At 39.1% G+C, this 16,099-nt stretch carries 18 protein-coding genes; 7 read left to right on the top strand and 11 right to left on the bottom strand.

The window, feature by feature from the left end:
• Positions 1-18: 18 nt before the first annotated feature.
• The 5 genes from ACIQZD_RS11635 to ACIQZD_RS11655 all read right to left on the bottom strand — a co-directional run bounded on the left by ACIQZD_RS11635 (position 19) and on the right by ACIQZD_RS11655 (position 5,980).
• Entirely contained in the window at positions 19-1,503 is a 1,485-nt protein-coding gene (locus ACIQZD_RS11635; RefSeq protein ID WP_402902327.1) for a sodium:solute symporter family protein, read from the bottom strand.
• Positions 1,500-1,700, bottom strand: a complete 201-nt coding sequence (locus ACIQZD_RS11640; RefSeq protein ID WP_137016757.1) for a DUF3311 domain-containing protein — start codon at positions 1,698-1,700, stop codon at positions 1,500-1,502. Before ACIQZD_RS11640 ends, ACIQZD_RS11635 begins: the two co-directional genes overlap by 4 nt.
• Before the next feature lie 129 nt (positions 1,701-1,829).
• On the bottom strand, positions 1,830-3,062 hold the full coding sequence (locus ACIQZD_RS11645) for a Zn-dependent hydrolase (protein WP_402902330.1): 1,233 nt from the start codon (positions 3,060-3,062) through the stop codon (positions 1,830-1,832).
• A 106-nt stretch (positions 3,063-3,168) separates the two neighbouring features.
• Positions 3,169-4,788, bottom strand: coding sequence for an amidohydrolase (locus tag ACIQZD_RS11650; RefSeq protein ID WP_402902333.1), 1,620 nt, complete (start codon positions 4,786-4,788; stop codon positions 3,169-3,171).
• Positions 4,789-5,095: 307 nt separating this feature from the next.
• On the bottom strand, positions 5,096-5,980 hold the full coding sequence (locus ACIQZD_RS11655; RefSeq protein ID WP_402902336.1) for a hypothetical protein: 885 nt from the start codon (positions 5,978-5,980) through the stop codon (positions 5,096-5,098).
• Positions 5,981-6,144: 164 nt separating this feature from the next.
• Between ACIQZD_RS11655 and ACIQZD_RS11660 the strand changes: the two genes are divergently transcribed.
• On the top strand, positions 6,145-6,876 hold the full coding sequence (locus tag ACIQZD_RS11660; RefSeq protein WP_402902339.1) for a hypothetical protein: 732 nt from the start codon (positions 6,145-6,147) through the stop codon (positions 6,874-6,876).
• Between the two features lie 94 nt (positions 6,877-6,970).
• On the opposite strand, the gene ACIQZD_RS11665 is transcribed toward ACIQZD_RS11660, so the two are convergent.
• From ACIQZD_RS11665 to ACIQZD_RS11675, 3 genes are read right to left on the bottom strand one after another with little or no spacing between them, the layout of a single operon-like run.
• Positions 6,971-7,144, bottom strand: a complete 174-nt coding sequence (locus tag ACIQZD_RS11665; RefSeq protein WP_402902342.1) for a hypothetical protein — start codon at positions 7,142-7,144, stop codon at positions 6,971-6,973.
• On the bottom strand, positions 7,135-7,575 hold the full coding sequence (locus ACIQZD_RS11670) for an MFS transporter (protein WP_402902345.1): 441 nt from the start codon (positions 7,573-7,575) through the stop codon (positions 7,135-7,137). The genes ACIQZD_RS11665 and ACIQZD_RS11670 overlap by 10 nt, the downstream gene beginning before the upstream one ends.
• Positions 7,576-7,603: 28 nt before the next feature.
• Positions 7,604-8,029 (bottom strand): hypothetical protein, encoded by a 426-nt coding sequence (locus ACIQZD_RS11675; RefSeq protein WP_402902349.1) that lies wholly within the window; start codon positions 8,027-8,029, stop codon positions 7,604-7,606.
• Between the two features lie 492 nt (positions 8,030-8,521).
• On the opposite strand from ACIQZD_RS11675, the gene rocF reads away from it, so the two are divergent.
• Positions 8,522-9,472 (top strand): arginase, encoded by a 951-nt coding sequence (gene rocF / locus ACIQZD_RS11680; RefSeq protein WP_402902353.1) that lies wholly within the window; start codon positions 8,522-8,524, stop codon positions 9,470-9,472.
• A 370-nt stretch (positions 9,473-9,842) separates the two neighbouring features.
• Positions 9,843-11,279: an amino acid permease gene (locus ACIQZD_RS11685; protein WP_402902357.1), complete on the top strand. Its 1,437-nt coding sequence runs from the start codon at positions 9,843-9,845 to the stop codon at positions 11,277-11,279.
• 293 nt (positions 11,280-11,572) lie between these two features.
• Here the strand turns inward: ACIQZD_RS11685 and ACIQZD_RS11690 are convergent, their stop codons facing one another.
• Positions 11,573-11,851, bottom strand: coding sequence for a hypothetical protein (locus ACIQZD_RS11690; protein ID WP_402902360.1), 279 nt, complete (start codon positions 11,849-11,851; stop codon positions 11,573-11,575).
• 389 nt (positions 11,852-12,240) lie between these two features.
• Between ACIQZD_RS11690 and ACIQZD_RS11695 the strand changes: the two genes are divergently transcribed.
• Positions 12,241-13,572, top strand: coding sequence for an oligosaccharide flippase family protein (locus ACIQZD_RS11695; protein WP_053534965.1), 1,332 nt, complete (start codon positions 12,241-12,243; stop codon positions 13,570-13,572).
• A gap of 172 nt (positions 13,573-13,744) precedes the next feature.
• Positions 13,745-13,936 carry a DUF3934 family protein gene (locus ACIQZD_RS11700; RefSeq protein WP_402902362.1) on the top strand — a complete coding sequence of 64 codons (192 nt, stop codon included), beginning with the start codon at positions 13,745-13,747 and terminating at the stop codon, positions 13,934-13,936.
• Between the two features lie 194 nt (positions 13,937-14,130).
• On the opposite strand, the gene ACIQZD_RS11705 is transcribed toward ACIQZD_RS11700, so the two are convergent.
• Both ACIQZD_RS11705 and ACIQZD_RS11710 read right to left on the bottom strand, forming a co-directional pair.
• Positions 14,131-14,496 carry a DUF948 domain-containing protein gene (locus ACIQZD_RS11705; protein ID WP_402902365.1) on the bottom strand — a complete coding sequence of 122 codons (366 nt, stop codon included), beginning with the start codon at positions 14,494-14,496 and terminating at the stop codon, positions 14,131-14,133.
• Positions 14,497-14,588: 92 nt separating this feature from the next.
• A complete protein-coding gene (locus ACIQZD_RS11710; RefSeq protein ID WP_101222076.1) occupies positions 14,589-14,978 on the bottom strand; it encodes a DUF948 domain-containing protein in 390 nt (129 codons plus the stop codon).
• A gap of 161 nt (positions 14,979-15,139) precedes the next feature.
• On the opposite strand from ACIQZD_RS11710, the gene ACIQZD_RS11715 reads away from it, so the two are divergent.
• Both ACIQZD_RS11715 and ACIQZD_RS11720 read left to right on the top strand, forming a co-directional pair.
• Positions 15,140-15,469 (top strand): four-helix bundle copper-binding protein, encoded by a 330-nt coding sequence (locus ACIQZD_RS11715; RefSeq protein ID WP_402902368.1) that lies wholly within the window; start codon positions 15,140-15,142, stop codon positions 15,467-15,469.
• Between the two features lie 231 nt (positions 15,470-15,700).
• Complete coding sequence (locus ACIQZD_RS11720; protein ID WP_137023222.1) at positions 15,701-16,012, top strand: hypothetical protein; 312 nt, start codon at positions 15,701-15,703, stop codon at positions 16,010-16,012.
• Positions 16,013-16,099: the final 87 nt, after the last annotated feature.

Consider the following 16,099-nt stretch of genomic DNA (forward strand, 5'->3'; position numbering starts at 1 on the left):
AGTCTTGTTTAAAAGAAATCAGGATATCTTATCCAGATCATTTATTTCGGTCTGTTGCATAGAGATATGTTTAGTCAGTGCACTTACAATGAATGTTACTAATATATTAATCAACAAGGCTATGACGCCTGTACTGATATCATTAATTATATGTGGGGTATCCGGCAGGAATGTAGCAACCTTCACATCTGCAATTGTCGCATATAAAACAATCATGACGCCTGCCAATATTCCTGCCATTGCACCATACTTATTGATTATATTGGTTTTTGGCAAACTGCAAAACAAGGAAGGTGCCAGTTGTGTAATTAAACTGTATGACATGATATTCAAGATGGCCAAAGCCTCGCCGCCCGTTACCGTTACAATTAAGGCAATGATTGAGATACCAATAATAATGATCCTTGAGACAATCAATTGATGTGCTTCAGTTGCAGCAGGAACCAGAACTTTATAAAAGCTATTTGTCAGACCTACCGATGCAGCCATTAGCATGACTGAAGCCGGTACAAGCGCCGTCAATAAACCTGCAGCTCCGATAACCCCTATCACCCATGGATCGAATGTTTGGATCGCCAGCCTTAAAAGTGAGAGATCCCCATCAGCTCCTTGCAAACCCGGGATTTCCATGATGGCTGTAAATCCAATGAAAAAAACGAAAAGCAATAACAATGTGTATAACGGTAAAGCAATCGCATTTTTGCGAAGGGTCCTTTCTCCATTGGACGATAAAACGACCATGAATGTTTGTGGCAGCAAATAAAATCCTAATGCATTGAGCAAAACGGTGGACACAAACCAGGACTGACTCAATCCCTGATCTGCCAAAACCAACATTTCCGGTTTAGCAGCCTGCACGGTCTCGAACATTGGCTGTATGCCTCCGAAATAATGAAATGGAATGTAAATCCCTAAAAAGATAACGACCACCAAAATCATGAAATCTTTCAGTATGGCTGTCCATGCTGAACCATGAATGCCTGAAATCATTACATAGGTAGTTACAACTACAGCACCGATGACACTTGCAGCAACTGGTGAAATTGCTCCGTAAGATGCTTCGGAAACAATGATACCTAATCCTTTGAGCTGTATGACTATGTACGGCACGAGGGCTAAGCTTCCCAATACAGCAACGATCATTCCCATTGACCTGCTTTTATATTTAGACGCAAAATACTCTGGCTGAGAGATAATGGAATGACGTTTTGAATATCTCCATATTTTAGGAACGAGCCAATATGATAGGACGTAGGCTAAGAATATATAGGCGGGAACATAATAAGCAGCGGCACCTTTCGAATAAGCCCACCCACTTCCGCCCAGAAATGTAAACGTCGTATAAATTTCACCTGCTATCAGCAGAAATATGAAGAATGTACCGAAGCCCCTGCCCCCTACGGCAAATTGCTCCATGTCCATATCCTTCCCATTTCTTGCTTTTATCCCTAAATAAAGTGCTAGAACCAAGAAGATGGAAATGATGAGTAATGAGATATTCATTCAGAATCACTCCCTTTATTATCAGGATCGAACTTATAGACAATCATTAAGATAATCGATGCCATCACCATCCAAAATGCAACCCAAAATAACAAAAAAGGCATCCCCAATATGTACGGTTCTATTTTATTTGCATAGGGCAAAAAAACTAAAAACCCTATAAATGGAACAAAAAGCAATAGCTTAATAGCATCCAAAATTATACCCTCCCCAAATTAGGTTCCTAACATGGATGCATCACCATCAGTCAAGCCGACTTTCAAACTGAACTGATGGTTTGATAGCATCCTTTTGTTAATGTCATTAGCTGCATTCAACCAAACGTCTTAAGATGACTGGATGGCAAGGACCGTTTCCAATATTACATTGACGCCTTTTTCACAATCTTCCCAAGTAGTAAGTTCCTCTTCACAATGGCTTTTACCGTTGATGCTTGGGACGAAAACCATGGCAGTAGGTATATAACTAGCTATAAACTGTGCATCATGTCCTGCACCGCTTACCATTCTTTTATAAGGTAGGCCTAATGAATTGCTCGATCTCTCTAGCAAATTGCAAATGGATTTGTCGAACCAAACAGTATCCCTGTCCCACAATTTTTTCACTTGGATGTCGCAGCCGCTTTCCGTACCTGTAGTTTTAAGGCTTTCAATGACTTTCTCCACCTTTTCGATGACTTTGGAATCCTTATGTCTCGCTTCTAGCGAAAAAACCACTTTATTGGGGATCACCGTATGGATATTAGGAAACACATTTACCCTTCCCATCGTAAAAACCAAATCGTCATCAAGCATGCCTAGCTTTTGACGAGCCTCCATAATCAAGCTATTCGCAGTGAAGAAAGCATCTTTTCTCATATTCATCGGAGTGGTTCCTGCATGATCGGATTCGCCTGTAACTTCTATCTCATAGCACACCATACCAAGGACACATTCTACGACACCGATCGTTAGTGATTCACGTTCAAGGATGGGCCCTTGTTCAATATGCAACTCTAGAAATGCAGTCGCTTCTTTTAAACGAGACTCTTTATCCCCTGCATATCCAATGGCATTCAAAGCACTTTCGAAAGTCGTTCCTTCGCTATCAGTCTTTTGCAGCATGATGGATTTTTCGAATTTCCCTGAAAGAACTCCAGAAGACATCATGGAAGGTTCGAACCTGGCTCCCTCTTCGTTCGTAAAATTGACGATCATTACCGGAATTTTAGGTTGGATATTATTTTCCACCAGAGTCCGCACGACTTCCAAGCCTGCTGCTACACCCAAGATACCATCAAACCGTCCGCCCTTTTTTACGGTATCCATATGTGATCCCATTACAATAGGCGGTTTGTTTTCAAGTCCCGCCAAAGTAGCGTAAATATTCCCCATATCATCAACCTTAATGGTCATACCCAATTCTTGACAACAAGCGCAAAAATAATCACGGACTAATCGATCTTCTTCAGAAAGGGATAGCCGTGTGACTCCGTTGTTTTCTGTTCGTCCAAAATCAGCAAATTTCTCTAGCGTACGACTCAGCCTCTCACCATTAATTAATAATTTTTGCTTTCTCATAGCGAATATCCCCCTTTTTTTAATAACTTGCTAATTCCCACTTACGTTCGCTTAAGCCAAAAAAATGAAAGTGAAGGTCTTGTTGTTTTAGAGTAGTTACGCTAGATTATATTTCTACCAATGTTTCCCTATGATAAAGAATCTCCCCATTCAGAATCGTTGATTCAACTTTCAAATCCTTGATATTTTGTGAATCCACTTTCAATATACTATCATTCAATACTACTAGATCGGCCAGCTTACCTGCCTCCAGGCTGCCTTTGACATCTTCATCGAAACTCGCAAACGCGCCATTCCATGTGTATAGTTTAATGGCTTCCAAAACGCTAATAGATTGAACCGTACCTATTTTCGTACCTGACCTGCTTGTTCTATTAACAGCAACGTGTATGCCTAATAAAGGGTCGTGATCAGTAACGGGAGCATCGGAACCGCCTGCGGCCAAGATCCCATTATCAATAAAATCACGGGCGGCGTACATGTGGTTGACCCTACTGCCGTAATGTTCAATATATATATCACCGAATTCATAAGGAAATGGGGGGTTGGGGATTGGGATGATTCCAAGTTCTTTCATCCTCATTTGTAAATCTGGAGAAGATATTCCGGCATGCTCGATCCTATGTCTATGATCTTTTCTTGGTGATTCATTCAAAGCCTTTTCCACGCAATTTAAATACATCTCTATCGCTTTGTCCCCTTGGGCATGGACTGTAATCTGATAGCCTTTTTTATGTGCCTGACCTAATACTTGATAGATTTCCTCTTCTTTATAATAAAGAATTCCAGAATAACCTGGATCACTCGAATAGGGCTCACGGGTAGCAATCGTCGGACCGGTACTGCTGCCATCCGTAAACAATTTGGCTGGTCCGATTTTGAATCTTTCGTCCCCAGTTCCGGTTATGACTCCTGAATCCACCATTTTATTTACAAATTCATGAGAATTATTCAATGAACCGACCATCGCATAGATACGGACACGAATATCCTTATTTTTTATGGCCTGCTGCATTAAACGGAAACTTTCAGGACCATGAGCACCTGCTTCATGAATGCTTGTTATGCCTGCTGCGATGAAATGCTCAGATGCTATTTTCACTGCTTTCAACAGTTCACTCTCAGAGTAACTTGCCCTGTCGGCCATTATCATATTTGCCGTTTCAATGAGTTTGCCTGTAATTCTCCCCTCCCTATCCTTTTCAATGATCCCTCCAGTTGGATTCTCTGAGTTCTCGTCTATTCCGGCAATCTCTAAGGCCCTGCTATTCACCACACTAATATGGCTGCATGTACGGGTTACGATAATGGGATGGTCTGTTGAAATAGCATCCAATTCCGCTATTGTAGGATAACGTTTTTCTTTCACAGCAGTCTCATTGAAGCCCCAGGCACGAATCCATTCACCTTTAGGGATAGTCAAAGCTTTCTCCTTCAGATCGATTAACAAATCTTCTACAGATTTGATATGTTCAGCTTTACAACTTACTGCCAATTGATTGACACCGTACAATATTAGATGAATATGAGAATCTATAAATCCAGGTAGTAATGACTTTCCCTGCAAATCAATCACATTTGTTTCATCACCTATAAATACCTTGATTTCCTGATTCGTTCCGACTGCCGAGATACGATTACCTTTAATAGCGAGGGCTTCTGCTACTTCATTTTTTTGATTTACGGTTATGACCTCGCCGTTTATGAATACAATATCTGCTTTCAAACAACACACCCCTTCCTTATTGGTCATACTCATTCCAGTTCACATCATTTACTGCCTTCCACTCTCACTTATCGGAATTTTCTGTTTTTGACAGATTCATTATATCCACACCAGTTAGTGAAATCATTAGACAAATAGTCAAAAATTTCATCGTTTTTTTATACCTTTTATATAATTATGTCTTATTTCCAATGGTTTGCTGGCCCAGCCCCCTTTTTATCACGCCTAAAGGATAAGGGGACTATAACCATTCAAAAAAAAGGATAGATAGCTGCTGATATGCTTATCTATCCCTCCATTTTTCAATTTACAACCCATTCAATCTCCCGATAATGCCAATGGTCAAATACTGTTTGTTTGCATTAAAATCCCATGTCCAATATCGAAGGCTTAGTTCGCTTTTATCCACTTTTTCAATAAACGTTTTTACCCCTATCAATGCTGCCCCATATCCCACGTTCGAGGCCAATGCAAAGATGGCATTCAGCCCTTCATTAATGGTATCCATATACTCAGGTTCGATTTTTAAGATATCAGACCATGTAATACTGAATCCATTTTGCTTGGCACATTTAGATATAGAGTGATTCATTGTACGAACGATTTCATCCCTTAGATCTAAAATTCCATTTTTCAGCTCTTCTGCGTCTCCATTCTGATAGTGGTTTGCATGATCAGAAAGCAGTTCCTTGGCCCAATTATAAAATAGTTGGGTATAAATGGCGGAAGTTGCCACGATATCAAAATCATTATAATAATTAGCAAAAACCCTTTCAGAAAGCTGACCTAACCGATTCTCGGTATCCTTTAGATATTGAATAATTCCCTTTGCCGTTTCACCACGATTCAGCATGGAAGATAGGTGGTGATCAAAATCCACTTTATCGAGGCCTGTTACATCGATTGCAACAAGTTGAATTTTCTTCCGAGTCCGTTCAGGCAAATTCGCCGTACCCTTTTCCATACTTTCCATATCAATATCAAATAAATATATGGAGTTGCATTTAGTTGCCAGATACTCTAAATCCAAATCATCGCAATTGCCTGCACCAATGATAGCCACTTTATCAACGAACGCTTTTTTCGAAAAAACAGCTTCGAATAACCCTTTAACTTGTAGACGATGCTGTTTCCACCGCAACTTTCTGTATTCATCCCGATTATGATTCATTTTTCTTTGATAGGTTTCCAAGTTGATCTCTCCCTTTAGGTACTAACCATTTATTTATTGTAACAAAGTACCCCGATATTTTGGAGGTCAGGTAATTTAGATTTCGCATAGTAAAATAAGCGTTTAAAATGTTAGATTAATATGGGAATTATTGAGAAGTAGCAGAGATAACAGGAGGGTGTTCCTTGAGCAAAACTAAAAAGGTTTTACTGACTATGCTAGGTGTTTTTTTAATCATCTTGGCAGGTGTGATGATCCTTATGTTTTCATTTACACAGAGTATGAAAGCAGATCCTGATGAAGAAAAGAAAGTCCGGGATCCAGCTGAACGATATTTAGAGAAAACTTTTGATGAAGAAACCGAAATATATGATGTCTTATACGATAATATGGGAAACTGGGGCTATTTTGAATACTCAGCTAAAGTGAAACATGAAAAATATGGGACTCAATTTCTCGTTTTCTTTAATGATGAAACAGGGGAAATGGAGGATACATTCCTATCTGATAAATGGCAAGATGATGCAGAAAAAGAAATCAGGCCTTATGTTGAAAAAGAACTGGGTGACGTGTTGATATCCAAGGAACTGGGAGATATTACAGAGAATGAAGATTGGGAGGAGATTCAAGAAGAAATAGGCGATTATAATCAATTACTCTTGGTGTTTGATGAGGGTGTCGGGAAAGAATTGAAGATTGATCCGAATAAACCGGCCAGCTATAAAGAGTACGATGTTTCCCCAACCATACGGATTACACTTTCACGTAAGAAACAGGACGCAGATGAAGACCGCTTTACCGCAGTTATCAATGCCCTAAAAAAAGATAGAGTTCTTAAACATGGAAATATGATTGTAGAATATATCAGTACCAATGGTGTGCCACTTGAAGATGAGGAATGGAGTGAAAAATTTTAACGGTAAGGTAAAGAGCAGCAATCTAGCCTGCTGCTCTTTACCTTTTTTGTTTACGGAAAATACACCCTTCCATTTGACTTTTATCTCTGGCAAACTATCCAATTTTTTGGTCGGAAATATTTTTAATTCTTCTGATCGTCTTTTTTTTCATGCTATTTGCCGCTAGTACACAAACCATGCTGAAGATGAATAAACAAAGGAAGAAGATCCAGGCTGCACGATAGCTTTCTGTCAAATCATAGATTACACCCGAAACGATCACACCCAATGAGCCTGCCGCCACAAAAAAACTTGCACTATGCCAAAGATGGAGCCGAAGTCCTTTTTTCCAAAGATATCATTTGTCATGAAGGGAGGCCCTAGAGTGGATATCACAATGCTAAAGCCAAAGGCGATGGCGAATAAGAATGCGAATGCCTGTGTCTTAGCTAATAATAGCGCTGCCATAGCAATCGTCATGCAAGCGCCTACATAAATGGCGCCGCCTGCCGTACCGTACTTATCCAAAACAGCTCCTAAAATCAATTTCCCAACCGTATTTGCCAAAGATCCAAAAATGGTGCCAGCAAAGATGGCTGGATGCCCTATATCGATCAAGTATGCCGGGATATGCATTTGCACCCCGCCAGCGACTAATGCAAAACAAACGATTCCGAGCACGAAAATCCAAAACATTGCTGTCTTCTTTGCTTCCCCCATCGTTAAGCCATTCCGTTCAGATTCCACATTAGATTTGGTAAATTGAATCTTCCATTAATTGTTTATCTTTTAAAACAGCATGATTTTTTGTAGAAACCCTTTCATATTCACTTAATAGATAGAATACGACATGTTGGGAAATATGTGACAATGTTTCGTTTCTCGCCGTTAACCTCAGCTTGGAAAATAGCTCTTCATTCTCTTTATATGCTTGTTCCCAAATAACAAAACTTTTATTGTTCAATCCATCTTTAAAGGTTAGAAACCCCTTCGAATTTTTTAATTTGTGTGTTTTGAATTTATTATTGAAATCATGATATTGATTGTTTTGCTCATATATGCAAAGAACCAAAAAATTATTAATTTGGCTTGACCAGCGGTTCGATATATACTTAAGGCTCTCATTCTTTTGGTTCGGTTCCATTTTTCCACTCTGTCTATCATTGCAATTCAACTTGAATACCTCCTAGTAACTGCGTCTAAATACAAAGTACTCAGTGTGTTAGATGAAAAAAAGTCATGATATTCTAAATGCAACTAAAATTTTTTTAGTTTTTTTTAGTTTTTTTTTATATATTCCATATAAAAATGAAAAATCCTTCCATGCATTATAGGTGAAACTGCCCCATTTCCTGAATAAATGTATCTAGTAAAATATAATCAATACCTTCTGAATCATCCTTAGCGAAGGATACTGGTTGGTAGCGCTATCACTTCCATTCCTGGGATAAAAATCTCAACAATTGCAGTTTTTACAAGGATTCATCCATTGTACTCAATACCCCATAAGGTAATATATTATGTTCATAAATAATCAGTAATAGGAATTTTAACCCAAGACTTTCACCCTTTTCTCAATCGTATAAATATTCAAAAAAATGTCGAGTTGAGTCATCACTCCTTTTACCCTTATACTAGGGAAGAAAAATCGAAGGAGGAATTACACATGAAGAAGGAAATTTCAATTATTGGTGTGCCAATGGATCTTGGTCAAACTAGAAGAGGAGTAGATATGGGGCCTAGTGCCATTAGATATGCAGGGTTAAGTGAAAGACTTGAAAACATTGGCTATACTGTTCGTGATGAAGGTGATATTAAAGTAGAAATACAGGAAAGGGCACAAAGTGATAGCGACACAAATTTAAAGAATCTGCAGGATGTAGCAGAAGGTAATGAAAAATTGAGTCAAAAAGTGAATGAAGTCATCCAAGCAAATCGTTTTCCTTTAGTTTTAGGGGGAGATCACAGCATCGCTATCGGGACATTAGCCGGTTTAGCGAAGCATTCTGAAAACTTAGGGGTAATATGGTATGATGCACATGGAGATTTAAATACTGCCGAAACATCCCCATCTGGAAACATACATGGTATGTCCCTAGCAGTAAGTTTGGGCCTTGGCCACCCTGCACTGACTAATATTGGCGGATACTCTCCAAAAGTCAAACCAGAGAATATTGTCATCATTGGTGCCCGTTCTTTAGACCAAGGTGAAAAAGAGTTAATCAGGGAAAAAGGAATTAGAGTCTATACTATGCATGAGATTGATAGAATGGGTATGACAAAAGTGATGGAAGAATCGATTGCCTACCTGAAAGAACGTACGGACCTTGTCCATTTATCTCTTGATCTTGATGGTCTTGATCCAGATGATGCACCAGGGGTCGGAACGCCTGTAATGGGAGGTATTAGTTACCGCGAAAGCCATCTTGCCATGGAAATGCTAGCTGAAGCTAATATCATTACATCAGCAGAGTTTGTTGAGATAAACCCAATATTGGACGAGCATAATAAAACGGCTGAAGTTGCTGTTGCATTAATGGGCTCATTGCTTGGGGAAAAATTACTATATGGAGCGGAAGATCATATCACTCCTGATTTATTGGCTCATGTTAAATAATCGGACTCTATTCTTTTGATAGAAATATAGAGAGTTCGTTAAAGTGATGCTCCATAGGGAAAAGCCCATACTTCTTTTATGTGCTTCTTCCCATTGGCGGATGATCGACATGAATCAATTTACATCCCTAGTTTCCTGACGCTTGGCTTCTCTTTCTTTATTAAGCGGCGCTTTCGAAATTAATTCTGCATAGGCACCTATGTTCATTGACTCATGCTTCTTAAATGCAGAAGTAATCTCTTTTCGGAAGGAATTCGACATCATCTAAGAATCAGAATCAAAGCTATTAGACTTGTGAAAACACAAATTCCTTAATAACGTCCCAACATAAATGAAACCGTTTGCACCCATCAGGTAAAGGAGTTTTTCAATGAAAACAGCAGAAAATCAACCAAATGAATTAAAACGGAGCATGAAAGCAAGACATTTATTTATGATTTCAATAGGGGGATGTATTGGTACGGGCTTTTTCATCGGTTCAGGCTATACCATTCATGAAGCAGGAGCATTCGGTGCTATCCTCTCTTACATAGTCGGCGGCTTCATCATGTATTTAACGATGCTTTGCCTAGGTGAACTATCCGTTGCCATGCCTGTTTCCGGTTCGTTTCAGACATATGCGACTAAGTTCATCGGTCCTGGAACCGGGTTTGCCATTGGATGGCTATACTGGTTAGGTTGGGCCGTTACAGTTGCCTTGGAGTTTTTGGCAGCAGGACAGCTAATGCAAAGATGGTTTCCTGAATCACCCGTATGGATGTGGTGTGCAATCTTTGCTTTTCTCATCTTTTCACTAAACGCCTTATCAGCAAAGGCATTTGGAGAATCGGAGTTTGTTTTTTCTAGCATAAAAGTATTGGCCATCATTCTTTTCATCATCGTTGGCGGTGCTGCTATGTTTGGTATGATTGATATGAAAGGTGGACAAGAAGCTCCATTTTTCTCCAACTTTTTCGCTGAGGGTCTTTTCCCCAATGGGATATCGGCCCTGCTAATCACAATGATTACAGTGAACTTTTCCTTCCAGGGCACTGAATTAATCGGGATAGCAGCTGGAGAAAGTGAAAACCCGGAAAAGGTGATACCAAAATCCATCAAACAAACCGTTTGGAGAACCCTTTTCTTCTTTATTCTTTCTGTCACTGTACTTTCGGCGATGATCCCAAGGGAAAAAGCCGGTATCTCAGAAAGTCCATTCGTTGTTGTACTTGATAGTATCGGAGTTCCGTATGCAGCTGACATCATGAACTTCATCATTCTTACAGCACTATTGTCAGTGGCGAACTCCGGTCTTTATGCTGCGACACGTATGCTCTACTCGCTTTCAAGGGAAGGTATGGCCAGTCCGAAGCTCGGTTTGGTGAATAAGAGAGGGATTCCGCTCAATGCCCTGCTCATCACCCTGGCGATTGCCGGTTTGTCTTTACTTTCAAGTGTAGTAGCTGCAGACACAATATTTGTCTTTCTTCTCTCCCTTGCAGGGTTAGGTGCACAAATTGGCTGGATTGCCATATCGGCTAGTCTTCTTGCTTTTAGAAGATCCTATACCCGCCAAGGCGGAAAGATAGAAGATCTGAAATTTAAAGTTCCGCTATACCCATTCATCCCCATACTTGCATTAATAACAAACTGCATCGTCATGATCAGTTTAGCATTTGTTCCTGAGCAGCGAATGGCCCTTTATTGCGGGGGAGCATTCTTCCTTGGATGTTATGCGGTTTATCACTTTAGAGTGAAGAAAATCAAGAAAATAGAAACTCCCAAGCAGGAAGTTGAATTAAATGCCGGTAAAAAAATGGTCATTTGATCCAGAATTCCGCGGAGTAGAGTAAGTGGTGAAAAGCGATCTTTACAATCCATTAAGATTGATTTTCAAAGAAGAAATACCCTGGATGTTTTCACACCCAGGGTATTTCTTTTATTTAATCACCATTTCCTGCAATAGCTAGCAAATGGTAAACCGCTGTAAGGATTCTTCCTTTTCCCTTCCAACTTTTTAGTTCCTCAAACTATACCCTGTAATATTACGCATATAATAGGAAGTTAAATTTTCAGATCCATTCAGACAATAAAAACAAATATCAAAACAAAAAAATCATCTTAATCGATGATTTTATATTGTGCAAATTCCTTTAATCTAGGCAGTATTGGCTCTAAAATTTCCTTGGCTATGTAATCGGTATCCAATCCAATGAAGCGTTCACTTTCCATGTCGACCGATCTCGCATTTTCCGGGTCATCACAAAAAATAAACGATATGATTCCGTTATCTTCCTTCATATCTACATATTTAAATGTAATGTCATGTTTCGTAAGACAACTTTCAAACGCAATGCACAATTCATCTATATTTGATTGACTAATAGATGTGAATTTCATATTGATCATCCCCTCTGCTAAAGGATAGCAAAATAAAGCATGAATTTCAAAGCGAAATTCATGTCCCATTCTTATATTCATGATTCATCTGATACTTTTGAAAAGGAAAATGCATAAAAACTTGCCCTTGTTTGGAATATCACCCGTATGAAGCCTTTTGATGAAGATTGTATGTGTAAGGATTTCCCCATTAGAAATGAATGTAACCAATCGATTTCATTCAATTTCCCACCTTTACCCTGATTTAATTTTTTATCTTTCAACAGCGATTAATAAGGATTGCCCCAGGCATAACCGCATTTTGTTTCGCCGGGATATGCAGTTCCTCATGAATATTCCATGGCATGTCTCATATCTTTATACAAACACCTTGTTAGGAGTGGACCAACATGAAGTCTTTTTATAAAGGAACGCTCATTTTGATTGTCGCAGCGTTTTTTGGTGAATGTATCGAATTTTTAGTGAACATGCTCCTAGCCAGGGAATTACACGAAGAGGGCATGGGGCTTTATATGTCCATATTGCCAATTTTCTTTTTGATATATGTGATCGCCAGCCTTGAATTACATATTTCCATTTCAAAATTCGTTGCGGAAAATAAACAGGCAATGCATTATAATCTTATCATTCATGCACTTAAAATGGCTGCAGTCGTCGTATTGGTAATGTGTGTAGTCATGCCTTTCATACTTTCCTTCTCATCCATAATGGACAAATACCATCCCTATATTAAATGGCTGCTCATCACATTGATCCCAATAGTTGCCTTTTCGTCGATTGCAAGAGGCTATTTCATGGGAGTCCAGCAAATGGGGAAGATTGCCTTTTCCAACTTTTTGAAGGATATCATTCAATTCGGCTTGCTTTTCCTCATCTTTAACTTATTTCATTTTAACCAGGAAAAGTCATTGTTGATGGCCTTTTTTGTTTTGATTGGCAGTGAGTTCCTCGTTTTTCTATACTTGATCAACCTTTTGATTCTTCAAATGCGAATCATGAGGCGCGGTACAAACTCACGGACAACCGGTAAACATGCCCGGCAAAAGTTATTGGCGGTTTCGCTGCCCACCATGGGGCTAAGGATCTTTCATGCGATAACAAATGCGATCCAACCTTTTTTGATCCACACTGCCCTTCTCTCGGCAGGATTCGGTGCGGTAGTGGCTACAGAGCATTTTGGGATGCTCACTGGAGTAGCGATGACGATCGGCTTCTTCCCAGCCTTTATCGCACATTCCTTAATGATCATGCTCATTCCGAATGTTTCGAATGCTTACAAGAGGCAGGATAAAGAAAAATTGAGGGTTTTATTGCAAAAGTCGATGTCTTTCACCGTACTGTATGGAGTTCCGGCTGTAATCTTCATATATTTCTTTGCGGAACCTTTGACCTCCCTCTTTTTTTCTTCAACATCTGCTGCATACTATTTAAAATTATTATGTCCTTATTTCCTTTTTCATTTTTTTGTCATTCCCATGCAAGCCTATCTCATCGGCCTTGGTTTAGTGAAGGATGCTTTCATCCATACCGTATGGTCCCATATTGTTGCCTTTTTAATGATGTATATCCTAGGGTCTCAGGCTTCTCTTAATATGGGAGGAATCATTCTAGGAATGAATACAGGTGCTGTATTATTAACTTTCATGCACTACTTGACCATTTGCAAAAAAATCGGCATAAGCATCTTACTGACGAAATCAAGATCGATATCGATAAAGTGAGGCAAAAACTAAAGCAAAATCGCTTGCTGTTATTGCTATATAAAGATTTAGATTAAAAAAATTGAGCCTTTCCCTGTACATATCACCTTCGTTACTGTATATTTCAACATACTTGGGTAATAATCAAGTAAAATGGTTTAAACTAACCATACAATAGTAATGGAGTGATTTCATGAGTAAAGCTAAGGCTAAGAGCGGAACGGGTAAAGGTACCGGCACAGGAACGGGCAAGAAGGGCTGGAATCGTTGGAAAACAAGTGCCAATAAGAAAAAAAGCGCCAAACCATATGTAAGTAAAGGCGTCAAACATTCCAATGACTCAAAAGCATCCGGTCATGCTTCAAGTGACAAGACAGATAAATAAGTGCTTGTCCTAAAACCCATACAAAATTAAGTTTGTTCCATATTCTCATACAGGGTGTTAAGTGATCTGTATGAGAGAAATGGGTCTTATATATTTAAACCACGGGCGATATCCATATCACGCCTATTATACATATCATCAAAAAAGACACTCCAATTCCCGGTAGTGTCTTTCATTTTTTTTATATTTTCTTTTTATCTAAATTGGCTTTTGGGTTTGATAGCATTGATTTTTTTAGGGGGAAAATCTGTACGGAAGCCGTTAGTGGCTTTTTTAACAGAGTCTGTAACTGAATGTATCGCTTCACCAACATCCTGTGCAGAATCCAATAATGGTTCAACCGTTTTCATTTTAGTTTTTACATCGTCGGTGATTTCATTTGCAGCTTGCAATAGTTGTTTCGATTCGCCCGATAGATCGTGGATGGCATTTCTCACTTCAGCCAAGGTTTGATTGGCTTCCCCTATCGTGACCATTCCCTTTTGAAGGGTACTGATTAAAAATACGACCAACCAAATGAAGGCTAAGGCGATCGCAGCCACACTATATTCAATAATCAAGATAAAGCTCCCCCCTCTAAATTAAATAATAGAAACTATTGCTTCAAATATGTTAGTGGATCCCGGGGTGCCTGTTTTTAATGTTAATGGTACTACTTGATTTTGATTTGAACCCCCTCAGCTTCAGTTCGAGTCAAAGGAGCTGTCGGAGCGGATAATTCCTTGTGGCGGCCTTCCAAACTGGCTTCCTTCATGGAATTGGTTACATTATGAATCATTTCCCCAACATCTTGAGCGGATTCTAGCAATGGATCGACATTTTCCATCTTCCCCTTTACATCCGCTGTAATTTGATTGGCAGAGTGGATCAATTGTTTAGACTCTTGCGTCAATCCATGTACTGCATTCCTTACCTCTTCCAGTGTCTTATTTGTTTCTTCAAGCGTCCCCATTCCTTTACGCAGCGTCTGGTTGACATTATATATCAAATACACGACGGCTCCGGAGACACTGGCCACACTTAATTTAATGAACATTTTCATATATCCACTCCCTTCATTTCAATTTATGCACTGTCCCTTCCATTCATTCCCTAAAGTCCATTACTTGTCCGGTCAGTTTTAAAGAACCTTTTACCTTTGTCCTAAAAGAAGTTTAAAGGTTAATAGTAAGGGAGAGACCATATTTAGGAGGAGATTTGTTCATGACACATGAGAATTATTCATCTGTTATCCAAACTTTAAATGATTGTATGACCGCGTGTAATCATTGCTATGACGCATGTTTAAAAGAAGATCATGTAAACATGATGGCGGAATGCATTCGCTTGGATCGGGAATGTGCGGATATTTGCTCTTATTTAGAACAGGCGATAGCAAGAGGAACACCGTTTATTTCAGAGTTGGCTGAAGTGTGTGCCAAGATTTGTGAAAGCTGTGGAAACGAATGTAAAAAACACGATCATGAACATTGTCAAAAATGTGCTGAGGCATGCTTGAGATGCGCAGAAGAATGCAGAAAATTAGTCGCTTGATGTAAGGAATAGCAATAAGCTATTCCTTTTATTATCCTCCCCCCTTACCTACCCATTACTTTGTTAAATCTATTAAAGGATGATGAGATAATAGATATATTCTAACGAGGTATATGTTGAAATTTTAAATGCCAATAAATTATTTTAAAAGATGAAATTTTTAAAATATCAAAAACATATATTGAAAACCTCCCTTTTTAGGCACACTAGTATTAAAAACAGGAGGATATTATGACACCTCGGAATGTTCCTGCTAAAGATGATTTAGAAGTGAAAGATACCCCCGCTTCACCTGATAAGGAAAGCGAAACAGCCAAACTCAATCGGTTACTAGGTGCGGTCATGCGATATTTATCAGATGATGAGCAAGAAGAAATTGATATAGAGTATCTTCTTGAAAACACCGAAGGGCTTCGGGATTGGTGGAGCGAATATAGGGAGCTTGATCGAAAACGGGTCGAAGAAGAAATAAAAAATTCCCTGACTGATCTATCCCTTGAAGAACTTGAAAACATCCGTGAACAAATCCGCACAAAGGAATAATAAAAAAAATCCCTGCATCGGGATTTAACCTGATCATGCAGGGAATTTTTCTTTCCTATTATATACAAACACATATTTTTGAATTTA

Source organism: Peribacillus sp. NPDC096447 (assembly GCF_044762725.1).
Classification (GTDB): domain Bacteria; phylum Bacillota; class Bacilli; order Bacillales; family DSM-1321; genus Peribacillus.